This window comes from Rhizobium sp. RAF36 (assembly GCF_052114105.1).
GTDB lineage: Bacteria > Pseudomonadota > Alphaproteobacteria > Rhizobiales > Rhizobiaceae > Rhizobium.
On record NZ_JBFREC010000008.1, the window covers coordinates 12,763 to 33,294 of the forward strand.

Genomic DNA, 20,532 nt, shown 5'->3' on the forward strand with positions numbered 1-20,532 from the left:
ACTTCGCGAAGGGTGGCGGAACTACAGTTTCTGATCAATGATCGCATGCTTTGCGGTCTGTTCGGCCGAACCGCTCACTCCGCCGCAGCCGCCAGACATCCGTCGATGATCGTGCGGATTTCGGCGCGGCAGGAGCCACAATTGGTTCCCGCATTCAGCTCCCTGCCGACCGCTTCGACGCTGTGACAGCCGCCGCGGATCGCGCCGATGATCTGGTTGACCCCGACGCCGAAGCAGGAGCAGACGGTGGCGCCCGGATCCGGCTTTCCGGCGCCCGGCCGGCCGGCTACGATCGCGAAGCGTTTGCGCAAGTCGTCATGCGAGGCAACCAGTTGCTGGATGGCCCAGGTGCGGGCGACGGCGACCGGCTCGGCGGCGATAAAGAGGGCGGCAAGCAGGCGGCTGCCGTCGAAAAAGGCGAGGCGGGTCTCACCAGTCGCGCCGTCGGTGTAGCCGATCGGCTCCGCCTCCATCGGAATTCCGAGATGCGCTCTGCACCACCCCGTCCAATCCTGAATGCTGTCGCATGCGGCAAATTCCAGCCGCCAGCCACCGTCCGCCTTGGCGAGTGCCCAGTAATCGCAGTCGAGACCATCCGGTTTTTCGACCGAGACCGCGAAGCCATAGTGCTGGACCTTCACCGGCTGAATCTTGACCGCAACGTTTTTCGAAGCCGGTTGGCCTGAGAGCGGATCGACGACGGGCGCGACGACGGCATCGATGCGGGACCGGGCGGCGAACTGGTCGTTCCAATGCATCGGGACGAACACGCTGCCCCGAGCCTGCCGGTCGGTCACCAGCGCGCGGACAACCGCCGTGCCATGCGGACTTTCAAGCTGCACCAGACCGGCGCTGCGCACGCCAAGTTCTATCGCGTCGCGGGGATGGATCTCGGCGAAGGGCTCGGCGATATGGGCAGACAGGCGCGCGCTTTTGCCGGTGCGGGTCATGGTGTGCCACTGGTCGCGGATACGCCCGGTGTTGAGTGTCAGCGGGTAGTCGCTGCTGGTGCGATCCGTCTCCGGCAATTCGACGGCGATGAAACGGGCGCGGCGATCGCCGTGAAAGAAGCCGCCCTGGCTGAAGAACCGGGCCGTGTTGCCGCCGCCTGACGGCGCCGGCCATTGGAACGGCGGCTGACTGTCGTAAGCATCAGGATCCAGATCGGCATGCGCGCCGATATCGAAGTCACGCGTGCCACCATTCTCGAAAGCCGACAATGCGGCATGCTCGGCGAATATCGCCGCAGGGTTTTCGAAGCCGAAAGCGCTCGTGTGTCCCATGCGGCGCGCAACTTGCGCAAGCTGCCACCAGTCCGGCTTTGCTTCGCCGGGAGTGGTCAGAAATGGACGCTGGCGGGAAATGCGGCGCTCGGAGTTGGTGACGGTGCCATCCTTTTCTCCCCATCCGAGCGATGGCAGCAGCACATCGGCATGGCGGGTCGTATCCGTCTCTCGCAGAACATCGGAAACGACGACAAAGGGGCAGGCGGCAATCGCTGCCTCGACCGCGTTCGCGTCAGGCATAGAGACGACGGGATTGGTGGCCATGATCCAGAGCGCCTTGATACGCCCATCGGCGACGGCGCGGAACATGTCGACGGCCTTGAGACCGGGCTTCTGCGCAATAACGGGCGACGACCAGAAGCGCTGGACACGATCCCTGTCGTCGGCGTTTTCGATGGCCATGTGGGCGGCTAGCATGTTGGCAAGACCGCCGACTTCGCGTCCGCCCATGGCGTTCGGCTGGCCGGTCAGCGAAAACGGTCCCATGCCCGGCCGGCCGATCCGGCCGGTCGCCAGGTGGCAGTTGATGATGGCGTTGACCTTGTCCGTGCCCGATGACGACTGGTTGACGCCCTGGCTGTAGCAGGTGACCACCCGCTCGGTGGTTTCGAACACCCGGAAGAATTCGCGGAGCTGCATGGCGGGCAGCCCGGTCCTTTCCAGCAGCGTGTCCCAGCTGATCGATGATGCGGCAGCGAAGGCCTCGCCAAATCCCGCCGTGTGAGCGCCGATATAGTTCTGGTCGATCGCTGGACTGGTGGCGATATGCGCCAGCAATCCGGTAAAAAGCGCGACGTCGCCATCGGGGCGGATCGCAAGGTGCAGGTCGGCAATGTCAGAGGTCATCGTCCGGCGCGGATCGATGACGACGATCTTCATGCCCGGGCGGGTGGTCTTTGCAGCCGAAAGCCGCTGGTAGAGAACCGGGTGGCACCAGGCGAGATTCGAACCCGTCAGGATGACGAGATCGGCAAGCTCCAGATCCTCGTAGGTTCCGGGCACGGTATCGGAACCGAAGGCGCGGCGGTGACCGGCGACGGACGACGACATGCAGAGGCGGGAATTGGTGTCGATATTGCCCGAACCGATGAAGCCTTTCGTCAGCTTGTTGGCGACGTAGTAATCCTCGGTCAGCAGCTGGCCGGAGACATAGAAGGCGACGGCATCAGGGCCGTGTTCGGCGATGACTTCGGAGAATTTGGAGGCGACGAGGTCGAGAGCGGCATTCCAGTTTGACCTTTCTCCACCAATCTCAGGATAAAGCAGGCGGCCGTCGAGATCGATGGTTTCGGCGAGGGCCGAGCCTTTGGAGCAGAGGCGGCCGAAATTGGCGGGATGATCCGGGTCGCCTGTGACGGATACCGATCCGCTGTCGTCAAGTTTCGCGATGACGCCGCAGCCGACGCCGCAATAGGGGCAGGTGGTTTTGGTTTCAGTGGGCATGGGGGTGCCCTCTCAGGTATTGGCGGGTGTGGTTACCCCCCTCTGTCCTGCCGGACATCTCCCCCTCAAGGGGGGAGATTGGCTGGGCGCGGCCGATCGTTCTACCTTCAATTGTTTGGCGAGACGCCAACCGCGAGTCGATCTCCCCCCTTGAGGGGGAGATGCCCGGTAGGGCAGAGGGGGGTGTTCTCTCCACCATCAGCCGCTCACTCCGCCGCCATCATCAAGCTCTCGAACGCTATAAACAGCGCCCCATCCTCGTTCCTGACGGGGATCGTACGCACCACACCCTCATCCGCCCCAAGAGCCTTCCCTGTTTCCAGCGAGATCACCCAGTTGTGCAGCGGGCAGGTGACGGCCTTGCCGTGGACGATACCCTGCGAGAGCGGCCCGCCCTTGTGCGGACAGTGATCCTCGATCGCGAAGACCTCGTTCTCTGCCGTCCTGAAGACGGCGATCTTGCCTTGGGGCGTCTTCACGCAGCGCGCGCCGCGCAGCGGGATATCGGATATGCTGCCGATCGAAATCCAGTTCATATCCATCTCCTCACTCTGCCGCTTCGCTGAAGCCGACAGTCGCCATCGGCTTGAACTCATGCTTGTCCTTGCCGGAGACGCGTTCCGACCAGGGATCGACCTGGGCGAATGTCTGCGAGAAGACGAAGCGCTCGTAATACCCGCGGCGCTTGTCGTGATCCGTCATGATCTGGCGGCGGATTTCGTCGAGACCGATGCGTTTTGCCCATTTATAGATGCGCTCGAGATAGCGGCCCTGCTCGCGGTACATCTGCGTCAGCGCCACGATGTGCTGCAGCGCCTCATCCTCGGTTTTCACCAGACCGAGCACTTCCGTGCCTTTGATGTCGAGGCCTGCGGCGCCGGCGAAGTGGATCTCGAAACCGGAATCGACGCAGATGACGCCGATATCCTTGCAGGTCGCCTCGGCGCAGTTACGCGGACACCCGGAGACCGCGAGCTTCAATTTTGCCGGTGTCCAGGAGCCCCACATGAACTTTTCGATGCGGATGCCGAGGCCGGTGGAATCCTGCGTGCCGAAGCGGCACCAGTCGGAGCCGACGCAGGTCTTCACGGTCCGAAGCCCCTTGGCATAGGCCTGACCGGAGATGAAACCCGCCTTACCGAGATCGGCCCAGACCGCAGGCAGGTCCTCCTTCTCGATCCCCAGAAGGTCGATCCGCTGGCCGCCGGTGACTTTCACCATCGGGATCTCGAACTTGTCGACGACATCGGCGATGGCGCGCAATTCGCTGGCGTTGGTCACCCCACCCCACATGCGCGGCACGACGGAATAGGTGCCATCCTTCTGGATGTTGGCGTGGACGCGCTCGTTGATGAAACGCGACTGGTAGTCGTCGGCATACTCATCCGGCCAGTCGGCGACGAGATAATAGTTCAGCGCCGGGCGGCATTTGGCGCAGCCGCAGGACGTCTTCCATTCCAGTTCCTGCATGACGGCGGGGATCGTCTTCAGCTTCTTCGCCTTGATCAGGCGGCGGACGTCGTCATGGCCGAGCTCGGTGCAGGTGCACATCGGCTGAACCGCCTTGGCGCTATAGGCGTCGCCGAGCGTCATCGACATCAGCTGTTCCACAAGTCCGGTGCAGGAGCCACAGGAGGCTGACGCCTTCGTATGCGCACGGACATCATCGAGCGATGTCAGGCCCTTGGAGCTGATGGCAGACGTGATCTTTCCCTTGCAAACGCCGTTGCAGCCGCAGATTTCCGCATCATCCGGCAAGGCTGCAACGGCCGCCATAGGGTCCAGCGGCGACCCTCCCTGGTAGGCCTGACCGAAGATCAGCGTATCGCGCATCTGCGAAATATCGGTCGTCTTCTTCTTCAGGTCGTTGAACCAGGCGCCGTCGGCGGTTTCGCCGTAGAGTACCGTGCCGATGATGCGGTTTTCCTTGATGACGAGCCGCTTGTAGATGCCGGCTGTCGCATCGCGGAGCACGATCTCCTCGCGATCGTCGCCATCGGCAAAATCGCCCAGCGAGAAGAGCTCGATGCCGGTGACCTTGAGCTTGGTTGGCGTGTCGGAGTGAACGAAGGCAGGCTTGGTATCACCGGCCAGATGCGCGGCGGCAATGCGGGCCATCTCGTAGAGCGGCGCGACAAGTCCGTAGACCATGCCATCGACCTCGGCGCATTCGCCGAGTGAGAAAATGCTGCCGTCGGACGTCTGCATGCCGTCATCGACAACGATACCGCGATTGACGGCCAGCCCGGCGTCCTTTGCAAGACCGGCATTGGGTCGGATGCCGACAGCCATGACGACGAGGGTGGCGGGAATGATCCTGCCATCATCGAGCTCGATGCCCTCGACCTTGCCGTCGCCGACGATCGCCTTGGTATTGGCCTTGCAGATCACCTTGATGCCGCGTTCCTCGATCGCCTTCTGCAGGAGATAGCCGGCGGCGGGATCGAGCTGGCGCTCCATCAGGGTCGGGTTGACGTGCAGCACGGTGACATCCATGCCGCGCAAGCTGAGACCTGCGGCCGCTTCAAGGCCGAGCAGGCCGCCGCCGATGACGACCGCCTTGGCGCGCGACTGTGCGGCAAGCAGCATGGCCTGCACATCGTCCAGATCGCGATAGGTGATGACCCCCGGCAGATCCTTGCCGGGAACCGGAATGATGAAAGGCACCGAGCCGGTGGCGATGACGAGTTTGTCGTAGCTCTCAGTGACGCCGTGATCCGACGTGACGGTCTTCGCCATCCGATCGATCGCGACGATCTTGTGGCCCTTGTAGAGCGTGATGCCGTGATCGATGTACCAGCCGTCACCATGGATGACGATCTGGTCATAGGTCTTCTCACCGGAGAGAACTGGCGACAGCATGATGCGGTCGTAGTTGACGCGCGGTTCGGCGTTGAAGATCGTGACCTGATAGCGGCCGGGGGCCTGTTCGAAGAGATGTTCCAGCATGCGCCCGGGCGCCATGCCATTGCCGATGATGACGAGTTTCTCGGTCATGGGTTCACTCCGCAGCTTCGACGAAGCGGTGACGTTCGTAGAGGAACTTCAGCACGGCCTCGCGGCATTTGAGATAGGTTCTGTCGGAAGCAAGCTCGATGCGACCCCTCGGACGCGGGATCGGAACGTCGAGGACTTCGCCGATGCGCGCCGCCGGGCCATTGGTCATCATCACGATCCGGTCGGACAGCAGTACCGCTTCGTCGACGTCGTGGGTGATCATCACCATGGTGTTGCCGAGCCGCTGATGAATTTCCATCACCGCATCCTGCAGATGGGCGCGGGTCAGGGCATCGAGCGCGCCAAAGGGCTCGTCGAGCAACAGGATCTTCGGTTCCATCGCTAGTGCGCGTGCTATGCCGACACGCTGCTTCATGCCGCCCGAGATTTCGGCGGGGCGCTTGTCCCTGGCATGCGCCATCTGCACGAGATCGAGATTGGCCATCACCCAGTCATGGCGTTCGGCCTTCGTTTTGGTGCCGCCGAAGACTTTGGAGACGGCCAGATTGACGTTGTCATAGACCGACAGCCAGGGCAGCAGCGAGTGGTTCTGGAACACCACGGCGCGTTCCGGCCCCGGTGCATTCACCTCCCGGTTTTCAAGCAGAACGGCGCCTGAAGACACCGGCGTCAGCCCGGCGATCAGGTTGAGCAGCGTGGACTTGCCGCAGCCGGAATGGCCGATGATAGAAACGAACTCGCCCTTGGCGATCGTCAGGTTGATCCCCTTCAGGACTTCGGCGCGCGTGCCGCCGCGATCGAAATGCTTGTCGATATGGTCGAGCTTCAAATAGGCAGTCATCTGAGTATCCCTTGTTCTGGACGCAATTCCGGACGGAAAACCGGTTCCCGCTTTTCCTGGATTGCTGCTCCTCAGTTTGCGCCGCGGGTAATCAGCCGTCCGGCTGCCGCAACGAGCTTGTCGAGGGCGAAGCCGACGACGCCGATATAGGCGAGCGCGACGATGATGTCGGGCAGGCGCGAGGAGTTCCACGCATCCCAGATGAAGAAGCCGATACCGACGCCGCCGGTCAGCATTTCGGCCGCGACGATGGCGAGCCAGGACAGGCCGACGCCGATCCGCAAGCCGGTGAAGATGTAGGGGGCGGCCGATGGCAGCATGATCTTGAAAAAGAATTCGACCTGGTTGAGTCGCAGCACCTCGGCAACGTTGCGGTAATCCTGCGGAATGTTGCGCACGCCAACGGCGGTATTGATGATCACGGGCCAGATCGAGGTGATAAAGATCACGAAGATCGCCGACGGATTGCTGTCTTGGAAGGCAGCCAGCGACAGCGGCAGCCAGGCGAGCGGCGGAACGGTGCGCAGCACCTGGAAGATTGGGTCGAGGCCGCGCATCGCCCAGACCGACTGGCCGATGATGGCGCCGATGACGATGCCGCCTACGGCCGCCAGGCCGAAGCCATAGGCAACGCGCTGCAGCGAAATCAGTACGCGCCAGCCGAGGCCGATATCCTGCGAACCATAGTTGAAGAACGGATAGGCGATCAGATCATAGCTTTCCTGCCAGACCTGATGCGGCGAAGGGAGCGAGGCGGTCGGCGACGAACAGAGAACCTGCCAGACGCCGAGGATGATGAAGAGCACGATCATCGGCGGTACGACATTGCGCACGATGGCCGCACCGAGACTGCCGAGATTGAAGCGCCGCACCGGCGGCTTGGTCAGATGCACCACTTTCGCGGCTTTCGATGAGGCCGGGACTGGCGTGATCGGTTCGTTCTTTGCGAGGGCTGACATGCGATCGCTCCTTGAGAATGAAAAGGCCGGCGCGCCCGTCACGCGCCGGAGGCGGGGAACTAGGACGCGGCCTTGATGGCGAGGCTATCGAGGTAGGCGGATGGGTTTTCCGGATCGAAGACCTTGCCGTCGAAGAAGGTCTCCTTGCCGCGTGACGCCGAGGCCGGAATATCGGCGGCGGCAACGCCGAGATCCTCGGCAGCCTCGCGCCAGATGTCCTCGCGGTTCACCTGATCGACCAGCGTCTTGATATCCGTATCCGGGGCGAACTTGCCCCAGCGGATGTTTTCGGAAATGAACCAGCTGTCATGGCTCTTGAAGGGGTAGGAAACACCACCGGCCCAGAACTTCATGTAGAGGTCCGTGCCGTGCTCGACGCGGCCATTGCCGTAGTTGATATCGCCCTTCAGGCGCCCGAGCACATCCTTCGGCGGCACGTTGAACCATTGCCGCTTTCCAAGGATCGCCGACATTTCCTCCTTGTTGTCCATGCTGTCGCACCATTGCTGGGCCTCCATCACCGCCATCAGCAATGCCTTGGCGGCGCTGGGATTTTTCTCGATCCAGTCGGCACGCATGCCGAGCGCCTTTTCAGGGTGGTGCTTCCAGAGTTCGCCGGTGGTCGCCGCGGTGAAGCCGATGCCCTGGTTGACGAGCTGCTCGTTCCAGGGCTCGCCGACACAGAAGACGTCCATGTTGCCGACCTTCATGTTGGCCACCATCTGCGGTGGCGGAACGACGATGGTCGAGACATCCTTGTCGGGATCGATGCCGCCGGCGGCCAGCCAGTAGCGGACCCAGAGATCATGCGTGCCGCCCGGGAAGGTCATCGCAACCTTGACCTCACCGCCGCCGGCCTTCTTCTTCTCGAAGGCCGCCTTCAGTTTCGAGGCGTCGAGGCCAACGCCGGTACCGGCATATTCCTTGGCGACGGAAATGCCCTGGCTGTCGTAGTTGAGGCGCGCGAGCACAGCCATCCGGACCGGCTGGTTGTTCTGCGTCACCTTGCCGGTGTGCATGAGATAAGGCAGCGGCGAGAGGATATGTGCGCCATCGATGCCGTTCGCGGCGCCACCGAGGACGAGATTGTCGCGCGTGGCACCCCATGACGCCTGCTTGGCGACGTCGACGTCAGGCATTCCGTGCTTTTCGAAGAGACCCTTTTCCTTGGCCACGATCAAGGGGGCGGTATCCGTCAACGCGATGAAGCCGAGCTTGGCGCCGGATACTTCCGGCCCTGCCGACGCAGCGAAAGCGCCCGATGGGAAGGCGGAACGGACCGCGCCGATCAGGGCAGCAGTGGCGGTTATCTTCAGGACATTGCGGCGGCCGATGCTGCCGGAGAAGATCTTGGTCATGCGCAGTCCCCTTGCTGTCGAGTGGTTGCCGGATTTTGGGCATAAAAAAACGCCGCTCGGAGATTGCGTCTGCGGGAAGGGAGGTCCCGGACTGCAAAAACCTTGCGACGTCGATGTCTGTTGCGAACGCCTATCGCGCGCTCGTCTGCCTGGATCGCCGTTGATCCGGACGTTGTTAGCCCTGCAAAGGGCGTGCCAGTTTCAGAAGAGATTATTCAAGTATCTGGAAAGGTTGCTGCTTTTAGCCAGAAAGGGCGGTCTGCCTCAAATTGAGCAACTCTGAGAACTGCGTATCTTTTATGCGAATGCTCTCAACAAGGCGCGCCCGCATGCCATCGATTTGTGCAGCGCAGTAGAGCTTTACGCCTCTGTGGGCTCGCGGATGAGGATGGATGCGCTCTTGACTGGAAAGCCGTTGATGTAGCCAGCGAAGTCGCCCGGATCGAAGATCCGGCCGTCCATGAAGCGGTCGCCATCGCGCTCACCCTCGATCCGCACGTCGGCGTCTTCAGGTGTGCAGCCATCACCGAGTGCGGCACGGTAGAGATCGGGCCGGTAGGCGGAAGCGGCGGCGCGTGCCAGCGTCAGGCTTGGTTCCGCCTGGCCCCAACGCACCATCTGGCTATAGATCCAGAGCGCCTGGCTGGGACGTGGATAATTGGCGTGACCGGCGTGGAACTGGAAGTAGTTTTCGATGACGCGGCGGTTGCCCTTGGCGTCGAGGCTGAATTCGCCGGCGAGAACGTGGCGGATGATCTCGACCGGGGCGGCGATATAGCGAGCGTCGGCCAGCGCTTCCGCCAGCGCGTCGTGATTGGCGGGATCGTCGCACCAGCGGGCGGCGCCATCGAGCGCCACGATCAGCCGCGACACGGTTTCCGGGTGGCTCTCGGCCCAATCCGGCCGCATGCCGATCACCTTTTCCGGCGCAGAAGGCCAGATATCCTGCTTGGCGGCGACGATACGGCCGACGCCGCGTTCGGAGGCCACCATGTTCCACGGTGCGCCGACGCAAAAGCCGTCAATGCCACCGGCTGCCAGCGCGTCGGAGGTCAGCGGCGGCGGAACGACCACGAGCTTCACGTCCTTGTCCGGGTCGATGCCGCCGGCTGCCAGCCAATAGCGGAATTCGTAATTGTGCGACGAAAAGGGATAGGTCATCCCAAGGGTCGGCATGGCTTCGCCGCGCGCGCGCATATCGGCGAGAACGGCCGCAAGCGCCTTGGCATTGTCGAGCGCGCCGGCAGTCTCGGAAATGCCTGCCGTCTGCTGCATGCGCTCGAACAGGCGCGTTGAGAGGGTGATCGCATTGCCGCCGCGCCCGAGCGAAAAGGGCGTGATTGCCGGGGACGGATTGGAGCCGAGGCCGAGCATGGCTGCGACCGGCATCGGCGACAGCATATGGGCGATGTCGAATTGACGGAACGCCAGCCGGTCACGCACATTGGCCCAGGAGACGTCTTTGACCAGATCGAGCGTCAGCCCTTCCTTCTTGGCAAAGCCGAATTCCGCGGCTGCGATCAAGACGGAAGCGTCGACCAGCGGAATGAAGCCGGCGCGCAGGACTTTTGGTCCTTCACCGGTCAAAAGGGCGGGAGATGCGGCGCGGCCATCGCCGCTGCTGATTTTCGTCAAGACATTCACTCCAGCGTCCTCCGGGCGCCCATCGCGTCGAAGAGCGGGCTCACATCAACAGCCCAGCCGCAGTCACGACGCTCTGCGCGATTTCAGACATTTTCTTCTTTTCGTTCATCGCCGTTTGGCGCAGCAACGCAAAGGCTTCCTCTTCCGACAGGCCACGCATCCGCATCATGATGCCCTTGGCCCGCTCGACGACTTTGCGCTCCTCAAGGGCTGATTTGGCATCGGCAAGCTCGCGTTGCAAGCGGCTGAAGGCATTGAAACGGCTGACGGCCATATCGAGAATCGGCTTGACGCGCTCCTTCTTCAGTCCGTCAACCACATAGGCCGAGACGCCGGCATCGACGGCAGCCTCGATCGAGGCGCTATCGGAGCGATCGACGAACATGGCGATCGGGCGGCTGACCGAGCGCGTCAGCTGAAACAGATGTTCCATCATGTCGCGGTTGGGGTTCTCGATGTCGATGATGATGACGTCGGGCTTCAGCGTTTCGATGATGCGCGCAACGCCCTGGACCTCGTGAATGACGGTGACGCGCAGATGCCCGGCTTCGCGCAATCCCTCTTCGATGATCGAAGCACGGATCGCGGTTTCGTCGATGACAAGGATCGTCAGGTCGAGGTGGTTCATGCGCCAGTTATGACGCAGTGCAGCAAGACTCGCAAGAGAATGGCTATAAATTTGAGCAGAGCGAATCTGTGGATAAAAAATAGGCGGCTGCTATCGAGTTAGTCCCGCCTCAATCCCTGTTCATCGAACAGTCTGATATCCTCTGGCGAAGCCCGCAGCGCGACCTCGGCGCCGACGCCGATCGGCACAGCCGAACGGTATTCCGCCGTCAGAGGCTGGCCATCCGGCAGCTGGCAGTAGAGATATTGCGTCCCGCCGAGATACTCGGAAAAATCGACGGTGGCGCGCAAGGTACCCGCCGTTTCGCCGGTCGCAAGGGTGAGATGCTCGGGGCGAATGCCGAGCGTCACCTTGGCACCTGTCGAAAGACCGTCGCCGGAGATCGGCGACTGTATCGTCTGTCCACCGGCGGCGATAAGCCCATTGCCGCGCCATTCGGCGTTCAGCAGGTTCATGCGCGGCGAGCCGATGAAACCAGCGACGAAAACATTCGCTGGCCTCTCATAGACTTCGCGCGGCGTTCCGGTCTGCTCGACGCGGCCATCGCGCAGCACGACGATCTTGTCGGCCAGCGTCATCGCCTCGGTCTGATCATGCGTCACATAGATCATCGTATTGCCGAGCTCGCGGTGCAGCCTGGCAATCTCGATGCGCATGGAGACGCGCAGCTCTGCATCCAGGTTCGACAAGGGTTCGTCGAACAGGAAGACGTCGGGCTTGCGGACGATGGCCCGCCCGATCGCGACGCGCTGCCGCTGGCCGCCGGAAAGCTGGCCGGGGCGGCGGTCGAGAAGATGGTCGATCTTCAGGATCGCCGACGCCGCCCTGACGCGGGCATCGATCTCGGGCGTTTGTGTCCGCGCCATCTTCAGCCCGAAAGCGAGGTTGTCGCGGACGCTCATATGCGGATAGAGCGCATAGGACTGAAAGACCATGGCGATGCCGCGGTCGGAGGGATCGAGATCGGTGACATTGCGTCCCTTGATTTCGATCTCGCCATCGGTGACATCTTCCAACCCGGCAATCATCCGCAGCAGTGTGGACTTGCCGCAGCCGGAGGGGCCGACGAAGACCACGAAGGATCCCTCGGCGATCGTCAGATCGACGCCATGGATGACATCGAGACTGCCGAAGCTCTTGCGAATGCCCGACAGCACCACCCCTGTATCCGGCATCTTATTCACCATGCGCCTCACCGGCACGAACCCACACCAGCATCTCGCCCGGTTCGCGGTTATCCCACAGAGGATAAGGAACGAAGCGCGCCGTTGCCGGCTTGGTTGAAGGCGGTGATGTCCGGTAGAGATCGACACCCCAATCCGACGCGTCGCGGCTGACCGGCAGATCGAGCGCGACGGCGCCGCGCAATCCCGCGACTTCCGAGACCTTTGCCTTCGACGCATCGGCGGAAAGCGAAATACCGTTCAACCCGGCACCGTTATCCGTCTCCTCGGCGCAATAGACCAGCGGCCCGCGCATCAGCGCAGTCCGTCCGGCATCCTGGCGCACGCGCGGATTGGCGAAAAGCTTACGGGCTTCAAGCGGAATGGTGAGATCCACCTTGTCGCCGCTCTTCCATTCCCGATCGATGCGAGCATAACCATCCACGACGACGGATTCGAGCGCGATGCTTTCTCCATTGACGGAAAGTGTCGCGCCATCAGCCCATTCCGGGATACGCAACGAGATGGCAAAGCGGGCAGGGCGGTCGAGATCGAGGTCGAAATGGATCGCGCCGTCCCATGGGTAACGCGTCGTCTGCGCCAACTCGACCTTGGCACCTGACACCTCGAAGCGAGCCTTGCTTTCCCCATAGAGATGGACGGCAATCTCGTCTTCGGCGACCGCATACATATAGGAGCCGACGGATGCCAAAAGCCGGGCGATGTTCGGCGGGCAGCAAGGGCAATGATGCCAGATCCAGCGGTGATGCTTGCCCGAGCTTTCCAGCGGGTTTTCGTAGAAAAAGGTCTTGCCGTCGAGTGAAAGGCCCGCCATCGCGCCGTTATAAAGCGCCTGCTCCATGATATCGGCATAGCGGCGGTTCGGGCCGCGGCCGAGCATGCGGTTGGCCCAGAAGACGAGGCCGACGGAGGCGCAGGTCTCGGCATAGGCGCTCTCGTTCGGCAGGTCGTAGTAGTCGGTGAAGCCTTCATTCGAGGCCGCTGGGCCAATGCCGCCGGTGACATACATCTGCTTGGTCGTCAGGTCGTCCCAGAGCGTCTCGAGCGCCGAAGTCAGCGTATCGTCGTTATACTCGGTGGCGATATCGGCCATGCCCGCATAGAGATACATGGCGCGCACGGCATGGCCGACGACCTTCTTCTGCTCGCGCACCGGCAGATGCGCCTGGCCATATTCATAGGTCTTCTGGTGGAAATCGGCAGCACTGCGGCCATCGCGGGTCGCTTCCTCGGTGAAGAAATGCGGTTCCGTGCCGCGCTCGTCGATGAAGAACTTCGAGAGGTCGAGATATTTCTTCTCGCCGGTGACGCGGGCAAGCTTCACCAGCGCAAGCTCCACTTCCTCATGACCGCAATAGCCGGGAAGCTTGCCGGGGCCATGGCCGAAGACGGTGATCAGGTAATCGGCATAACGGCACATGATATCGAGCAGCTTGCGCTTGCCTGTTGCTTGATAATAGGCGACCGCACCTTCGATAAGGTGTCCGGCGCAATAGAGCTCGTGATGGTCGCGAAGGTTCGTCCAGCGGCGGCCGGGCTGCACGCGCTGGAACCAGGCGTTCAAGTAGCCGTCCTTGTCCTGCAGCTTCTCGTACATGTCGATGATCTCATCGACGCGGGCCTCAAGCTTCGGATTGGCGCGGCGGTAGAGTGAATAGGCCACTGTCTCGATCGACTTGCCGAGATCGCTGTCCCAGAACATCTGCGTCGAACCGCCCCATGGGCCGATAGGGATGACGACGCCGGGGCTTGGCTGGTTGACGTCGATCGCCTGGATCATCCCGGCCTCGACGCAGCGGTCGAGCAGCGTTTCTGCCGTCGAATCGCAGATCGCATCCTGGCGGTCGCCGAACAGGCCGGCGAGCTCGACGCTCGGCACGGGCAGGGGACGGAACTGGCGGTCTCTCTTCAGCTTGTTCATGGCTTCATCCATTTCGTTGAAAGATCATCATTTCACCGCGCCGGCCATCAGCCCGCGCATGTAGTAGCGTTGCAGAAGCAGGAAGACGATCAGGCAGGGGATCGTCATGACGACGACACCGGCCTGGACCGCGCCCCAGTTGATGGCGCCGAGGCGCCCGGCGCGCACCGCCGTCATCAGGACGGGCAAGGTGTACTTCTCGTTGCTGGAGAGCAGCACGAGGGCGGCGAGGAACTCGTTCCAGGCATTCAGGAAGGCGAAGATCGCAACGGTCGCGACGCCCGGCAGCACCAGCGGCAGGAGCACGCGGATCAAGAGTTTCAGGTCGCGCGCACCGTCGATCCGCGCCGCCTCCTCGATCTCCTTCGGCACCGCATCGAAGGCATTGCGCATCATGAAGACCGAGAAGGGCAGCTGCAGCGTCACATAAACGAGCGTCAGCCCGAGCAGCGAATTGTTGAGGCCGAGCTTGGCGAGAATGATGAAGAGCGGCGTCAGGATCGACTGGAACGGGATCATCAGCGTGGCGATGATCAGCACGAAAAGCGCGTTCTTCAGCGGAAAGCGGTAGCGTGAAAAACCATAGCCGGCGAGCAGGCTGACGGCGACCGTCAGCACCACGGTTGCCAGCGACACGAACAGCGAATTGATCATGTGCTGCCAGATGCCGGCGCCGAAGGTATCGAGCAGGGCATAGGCATCGAAGCTGACACCCGTCGTCGGCCATGGCGGTAGGGGCGGCAGGCTGGCTTCCGTGCCATGCCGGAAAGACGAGAGCAGGGCGATGACGAAAGGCGCCAGGAAAAACACCGAAATGGCGATCCCGGCGACATGATAGGCAGATTGCGAGCGGAAGCGCTTGCGGGCGCGGCGCTGGCTGGAGGAAGTCATCAGCGTTCCTCCCCGACACGCAGCAACCAAAGCTGGACGATGGAGATCGCCACCAGGATCGCCAGAAGCGCGATCGACAAAGCGGCGCCATAGCCGAGATTGAAGGACACGAAGGACTGGTTGAAGATATAGTAGACCACCGAGATCATTTTGTTCTGAGGCCCGCCCGAGGTCATGATGTAGAACTGGTCGAAGGCGAGGATCGAGCCGGTGACGGAGACAATCAGCGCCAGCGCAATGGTCTTGCGCATCAGCGGCAGGGTGAGATGGCGGAAGCGCTGCCAGCGCCCGGCGCCATCGATACGGGCGGCTTCGGTGAGTTCCGTGGGAATGGCCTGCAGTCCGGTCAGCAGGATGATCATCGTGAAACCGGCAATCTTCCAGACGACCATGACGACGATGGTCGCAAAGGCGGTGTCGAAGCTCGCCATGATATTGGGGCTGCGCTCGACGAGACCGAGGGCGCGCAGAGCCGGGCCGAAGAAGCCGCTGTCGACATTCGCAAGCCACACCCAGAGCAGCGAGGCCGTGGCGAGACCGACGACGACGGGCAGGAAGATGATCGTCCTGTAGGTACTGACGAAGCGCCGCTCTTTCTCGACGAAGATCGCCAGCGGGAAGGCGACTGCGAAAATAGCGATGGTCACGATGACGGTGTAATAAGCGGTGAAATTCAACGCCGCCATGAAGCGGCTGTCATTGAACATGCGGGTATAATTGGCAAAGCCGATCCAGCGCTGCGCGCCCATCAGCGGCCAGTTGTGCAGGCTCATCCAGCCGGTAAACAGCACCGGCATCACGAAGAAGACGATGACCAGCGCCATGGCTGGCGCGATGTAGAAAAGTCCGCGCCATTGCGATCTGCGCCGCCGCTTGCGACCGGCGAGCTGGCGCTGGGGACCTGAAACGGTCATCGAAACGCTCCGCATCTTTCATTGCTGCATAAGGGATGGATCGGCCGGAGAGCTGCCACCGCTCCCCGGCCGCGGCCGGGAGAGACTTATTGGCCGCTGTCTATGATCGACTGCATTTCGGACTGGGCGTTCGAGAACGCACCATCGACATCGTCGCCGAAGATCGCTGCGTTGGTGAACGTTGCCCAGGGGCCGTTGGCGCTGTTGATCAGGTCGTTGAACTGCAGCGTGTAGGGCGTCTTGGCGACGGCAATGGCCTTCAGGCCGACTTCCATGCGCGGGTCGAGCCCGGCAAGGACCTCATTGGCGATATCGCCGCGGGTCGGCAGGCTGCCATACTTGGCCATCACCTTCTGGCCGTCCATCGAGTAGATATATTCGATAAACTCCTTCACCGCGTCGATCTTCTTGGTGCCCTTGGTGATGACGAAGTTGTCGCCACCGGCAAAGGACGAGGGCTTGCCATCGACGCCGGGGATCAGCGTCACACCGAAGTTGATATCCGGATGGCTGGTGACCAGCGTGCCGATGGCAAAGGCGCCCAGCGACTGCTGGCCGATCTTGCCGTTGGTGAAGCTCAGGAAGTTGGAGCCGTTATCGCTGGCAGCACCCGCCGGAACGAGATCCTTCTTGACCATGTCGCGATAGAAGCCGACAGCCTTGCGCATCTGCGGCGTATCGAGCGTCGCAGTCTTGCCATCAGCCGAAAGGATATCGGCACCCCCGCCCCAGACGAGCGGCGTGAAGGTGAAGATCATGCAGCCGCCACAGCCGCCACCCGAGAAATAGAAGCCGTAGGTATCGTCACCGAGCTTGCGGATCTTCTCGGCATTGGCCTCGATTTCTTCCCAGGTGGCCGGCGCCTTTTCAGGGTCGAGCCCGGCCTTCTTGTAGAGGTCCTTGTTCCAGGCGAAGACCGAGGTCTCGACCGAAAGCGGCAGGCCGTAGATCTTGTCCTGATAAGTGCCGAGCCGGACATGCGACGGCGACAGCGAGTTGAAATAGGGCAGCTTCTTTGCCCAGTCCGTCAGGTCCTCCAGCTGTCCCGCGGCGGCGAAGGCCGGGGTATAGATCAGGTCCATAGACAGCGCGTCGGGCGCCTGGCCGCCGGCGATTGCCGTCGCATACTTCTGCACCAGCTCGCTGAACGGCACCTCGGTGGCGACGACCTGGTTTTCGTGGCTGGAATTATAGGCTTCGACGACCTTCTTGAAGGCGTCGCCGATACCCGAGCGAACCCACATTTCGATCTTTTCGGCAGCCGAGGCTGTCGATACGAGGCTAAGGGTGGCAAGGCTCGTTGCCACCAACAGACGCTTCATCATGGCACTCCTCCCAATAGGGCGCGTCTCCTTCGCGCCGTTTCTAAATCCCGAGGGCGTCGCCCCCGCATGTCTGCCGCACCACGAGGCGGCACGGCAATTTCCGGATGCCGGGCTCCACCGGCCGCCCTTCGGCAAGCGCCAGAACCGTCAACCCGGCCTGGCGTCCCAGTTCCCGCAGCTCCATGTCCACCGTTGTCAGCGGCGGACGGGTCTGGGCGGCGACAATCTCCCAATTGTCGAAGCCGACCACCGAAACATCCTGCGGCACCTTGATGCCGCGCTCCCGCAACGCGTCGATGACGCCGCGGGCAATCTGGTCGTTGCCGCAGAAGATGCCGTCTGGCCTTTCGCCCCCGGCACTCCAGAGCCTTGCGACCGCATCGTGCCCCCAGCTTTCCGACCAGACGCCGAACATCACAGGCCGCTCGCTGCCGGCAGCCTCGCGGAACGCATTGGCCCGCTCGCGCACCGAGAAGAAATCCTCCGGCCCGGTGATATGCACGAGCCGCCGCCGCCCAAGCTTCGCCAGCCATTCGGCGGCAAGCTTTGCTCCATGTGCGTCGTCGGAACGGAACGTGACGCTGTCAGGCGCCCCCTCGGTGAAGGCGTAGACGACAGGCACATGCAAATTCGACAGATCGACTGGTAACCGTCTGTCCAGACGCTTTCCTGTCGCGATGATGCCGTCCACCTGCTTGTCGAGCATCGCGTCGACATGGATCTGCGCGAGTGCCGGGTCATCCTCGATCGCGCAGAGGAAAACCGAAACACCATGATCGACCAGCGCCTCGGAAATTCCAGCCATCACAGGCAGGGTGAAACGGCCGTATGTGTCGTTGGTCAGAAGCCCGATCGTGAAGCTGCGCTTGCTGAGCAGGCCGCGCGCCAGAGCATTCGGCCGGAAGCCGATCTCGGCAGCGATGCGTTTGACCCGCTCACGCGTCTCAGCACCCATCCGGCCGGTATCATTCAACGCCTTTGACGCCGTCGAGATACTGACGCCCGCAGCCGCCGCCACGTCGTGAATGGTAATCCGCCCGCGCTTTCCGCCCGCGATATCCAGTGTCGTCCTCCCGTAGTTCGACGGTGAGAAAACCTTTTACCAAGCCGACTGTCAAGTGAGAAAAGGTTTTCTCACATCTGATAGCTGTCTTGCTTCGATCGCGGTTATGAATAGCGGTGAGCGAGGATGGCTATCGCGCCCTCGATGGGAGAGGTGGGATACTGAAACGTCATTGGAAGCAGCGCTTCCATTCAGGTGAGACCTTGCAGAATGCTCGGGCGGTAGTAATATTTACCACCGATGTTGGGGAAACAGCCGATGGCCAATGTTGAAAAGATCAGTGTTTCCATGACGCCGCAGCAGGCCGATCTGCTTCGCGATGCGGTAAGCAGCGGCGCCTACGCGAGCAATAGCGAAGTGATCCGCGAGGCTTTGCGGGACTGGACCGCCAAATGGGAGAACCGCAAAGGCGACATCGAGCGCCTACGCCGCGCCTGGGAAGAAGGCAAGGCAAGCGGAGAGCCGGTTGCCGCTGATTTCGAGAGCATTCGAATGGAGGCGCGCAAAGCATTGGACACAGCGCGCAACAATGGCCGCTAAGCTAGTCTGGCTACTAAAGGCTCTAACGGATGTGCACGACATCTACGTGCAAACCTCGACAATCCTGACGATGATGAGGCACCGGTCGAAACCGTTCAGATCGTCTGTGTTATAGATGGCCGTCGCGACCTCGAAAATCTGCCGATTTGACCCAGGCAACATCACGCTAGCTCGCCGGCCCCTGCTTGGCATCTCGCTTGTTTGGCTAATAAAGCATCAGTTTACGAAGTTTCGGCAGCGATCCTTAATATCTGAGGGGTACAGCATATCGGATGATGGTGCTGTGTGGGGATCCGTCGTCTGCGATGAGAGAGAGACTTTACTATGTGGATCGTCTGAGGGTTTTCGCCTTTGGCCTGCTGATCCTCTATCATTCCGCGGCCGCATTTTTCCCTGACATGGGCTGGCTGCTGCATAGCGAGAATACCAGTCGCGGCCTGTCGCTCATCATGGATTTTCCGCGCGCCTGGCGCCTTGCGCTGCTGTTCTTCATATCCGGCATGGGCGTTGCCTTTACCTTCAGGCCGGAGCAGGGGCTGACCTTCATTTACCGGCGCACCCTGCGCCTGCTCATCCCGCTGCTCTTTGCCATGGCTGTCATCGTCGTGCCGCAGGTCTGGTACGAGCGGATGTACGAAAACGGCTATACCGGCTCCTTCCTGGAATTCTGGCTGACGCGCTATTTCACCGAGGGAAAATATCCGACCGGCAATTTTACCTGGGCGCATATGTGGTTCGTCGCCTACCTGCTGGTGATGTCCGTCATCTGCTACCCGATCTTTCAGTATCTGCTGCGGCCAGGAAACCCGGTCTTTGCCTGGTTCGAGCGCACGGCCAGGACAGGCGCCATCTACCTCTTCTTCCTTCTGCCCCTCGGCCTCAACCTGGCGCTTTCGCCGATCTATCCGCGCGAGACCAATGCGCTCTATAATGACGGCGCCTGGTTTGCCGTCTGGGCCAGCTGGTTCGGCCTCGGCTTCCTGATTTCCCGCCATCACCGGGCGCTGATCGGTACGCTGATTGCGCGCCGTTACGTCAGTGGTGGGATCGCGATGGTGACGACCATCTGGCTCTATCTGGCATCCTGGACCGTTGCTCCAGAACAGGCGATCGGCAGCTACGATATCAACGAGACCCTGCTCTTCAAGATCAGCGTCTTCCTGCTCGCCTGGAGCATGATCCTCACGCTGATCGGTTTTGCGGCGCGCTATCTCAATCAGCCGAGCGAACGCCTGGTGACGATGAACCGGCTCGTTTTCCCGCTCTATATCGTCCACCAGACGGTAACGGTCGGAGCGCTCTATTATGTCCTGCCGCTCGATCTGCCGGCGATCCCGAGCTTCGCGCTTGTCGCCGCGGCAACGGCTGCCGTCTCGATCGCCTTTGCCATTGCCGTCGATCAGTTGCCGAGCCCGCTGCGTCAACTGGTGGGGCTGACGGAAAAGCCGCGGCCGGTGCGCGAAGACGAAGCGTTGGAGCGCTCGGCGCGCCGCGGATAATCGCGCCTCTGGCGGGTTCCGGCGCGGGGATGGCGTCAACGCGCTTGCCTAGGCTTTGCGGCAAATCCTATCCTGCGT

16 protein-coding genes are annotated in these 20,532 nt (G+C 61.8%); 2 read left to right on the forward strand and 14 right to left on the reverse strand.

Annotated elements, in window-relative coordinates; genetic code table 11:
* Window positions 1–74: 74 nt before the first annotated feature.
* From AB4Z25_RS23425 to AB4Z25_RS23490, 14 genes are all read right to left on the reverse strand, one after another.
* Window positions 75–2,729 carry a nitrate reductase gene (locus AB4Z25_RS23425; RefSeq protein ID WP_442209368.1) on the reverse strand — a complete coding sequence of 885 codons (2,655 nt, stop codon included), beginning with the start codon at window positions 2,727–2,729 and terminating at the stop codon, window positions 75–77.
* A gap of 206 nt (window positions 2,730–2,935) precedes the next feature.
* Complete coding sequence (nirD, locus tag AB4Z25_RS23430; RefSeq protein WP_112514901.1) at window positions 2,936–3,271, reverse strand: nitrite reductase small subunit NirD; 336 nt, start codon at window positions 3,269–3,271, stop codon at window positions 2,936–2,938.
* A 4-nt stretch (window positions 3,272–3,275) separates the two neighbouring features.
* The gene (gene nirB / locus AB4Z25_RS23435) at window positions 3,276–5,726 is read right to left on the reverse strand and encodes a nitrite reductase large subunit NirB (protein ID WP_442209370.1); all 2,451 of its coding nucleotides are present in this window, start codon (window positions 5,724–5,726) and stop codon (window positions 3,276–3,278) included.
* A 4-nt stretch (window positions 5,727–5,730) separates the two neighbouring features.
* Entirely contained in the window at window positions 5,731–6,528 is a 798-nt protein-coding gene (locus tag AB4Z25_RS23440) for an ABC transporter ATP-binding protein (RefSeq protein WP_112388218.1), read from the reverse strand.
* A gap of 71 nt (window positions 6,529–6,599) precedes the next feature.
* Window positions 6,600–7,487, reverse strand: a complete 888-nt coding sequence (gene ntrB / locus AB4Z25_RS23445) for a nitrate ABC transporter permease (protein ID WP_442209373.1) — start codon at window positions 7,485–7,487, stop codon at window positions 6,600–6,602.
* Window positions 7,488–7,546: 59 nt separating this feature from the next.
* Entirely contained in the window at window positions 7,547–8,845 is a 1,299-nt protein-coding gene (locus tag AB4Z25_RS23450; protein ID WP_442209375.1) for a CmpA/NrtA family ABC transporter substrate-binding protein, read from the reverse strand.
* 360 nt (window positions 8,846–9,205) lie between these two features.
* A complete protein-coding gene (locus AB4Z25_RS23455) occupies window positions 9,206–10,480 on the reverse strand; it encodes a CmpA/NrtA family ABC transporter substrate-binding protein (protein WP_442209376.1) in 1,275 nt (424 codons plus the stop codon).
* A gap of 49 nt (window positions 10,481–10,529) precedes the next feature.
* Window positions 10,530–11,117, reverse strand: a complete 588-nt coding sequence (locus tag AB4Z25_RS23460; RefSeq protein ID WP_112388214.1) for an ANTAR domain-containing response regulator — start codon at window positions 11,115–11,117, stop codon at window positions 10,530–10,532.
* Window positions 11,118–11,215: 98 nt separating this feature from the next.
* Window positions 11,216–12,292 (reverse strand): ABC transporter ATP-binding protein, encoded by a 1,077-nt coding sequence (locus AB4Z25_RS23465; protein WP_442209652.1) that lies wholly within the window; start codon window positions 12,290–12,292, stop codon window positions 11,216–11,218.
* 1 nt (window position 12,293) lies between these two features.
* Window positions 12,294–14,222: a glycoside hydrolase family 127 protein gene (locus AB4Z25_RS23470; protein ID WP_442209378.1), complete on the reverse strand. Its 1,929-nt coding sequence runs from the start codon at window positions 14,220–14,222 to the stop codon at window positions 12,294–12,296.
* A 27-nt stretch (window positions 14,223–14,249) separates the two neighbouring features.
* A complete protein-coding gene (locus tag AB4Z25_RS23475) occupies window positions 14,250–15,113 on the reverse strand; it encodes a carbohydrate ABC transporter permease (RefSeq protein ID WP_442209380.1) in 864 nt (287 codons plus the stop codon).
* On the reverse strand, window positions 15,113–16,027 hold the full coding sequence (locus tag AB4Z25_RS23480) for a carbohydrate ABC transporter permease (RefSeq protein WP_442209382.1): 915 nt from the start codon (window positions 16,025–16,027) through the stop codon (window positions 15,113–15,115). Before AB4Z25_RS23480 ends, AB4Z25_RS23475 begins: the two co-directional genes overlap by 1 nt.
* 86 nt (window positions 16,028–16,113) lie before the next feature.
* Window positions 16,114–17,352, reverse strand: coding sequence for an ABC transporter substrate-binding protein (locus AB4Z25_RS23485; RefSeq protein WP_442209384.1), 1,239 nt, complete (start codon window positions 17,350–17,352; stop codon window positions 16,114–16,116).
* Between the two features lie 40 nt (window positions 17,353–17,392).
* On the reverse strand, window positions 17,393–18,370 hold the full coding sequence (locus AB4Z25_RS23490; RefSeq protein WP_442209386.1) for a LacI family DNA-binding transcriptional regulator: 978 nt from the start codon (window positions 18,368–18,370) through the stop codon (window positions 17,393–17,395).
* 303 nt (window positions 18,371–18,673) lie between these two features.
* Between AB4Z25_RS23490 and AB4Z25_RS23495 the strand changes: the two genes are divergently transcribed.
* Both AB4Z25_RS23495 and AB4Z25_RS23500 read left to right on the forward strand, forming a co-directional pair.
* Window positions 18,674–18,955: a type II toxin-antitoxin system ParD family antitoxin gene (locus tag AB4Z25_RS23495; protein WP_112388208.1), complete on the forward strand. Its 282-nt coding sequence runs from the start codon at window positions 18,674–18,676 to the stop codon at window positions 18,953–18,955.
* A 305-nt stretch (window positions 18,956–19,260) separates the two neighbouring features.
* The gene (locus tag AB4Z25_RS23500) at window positions 19,261–20,454 is read left to right on the forward strand and encodes an acyltransferase family protein (RefSeq protein WP_442209388.1); all 1,194 of its coding nucleotides are present in this window, start codon (window positions 19,261–19,263) and stop codon (window positions 20,452–20,454) included.
* Window positions 20,455–20,532 lie beyond the last annotated feature (78 nt).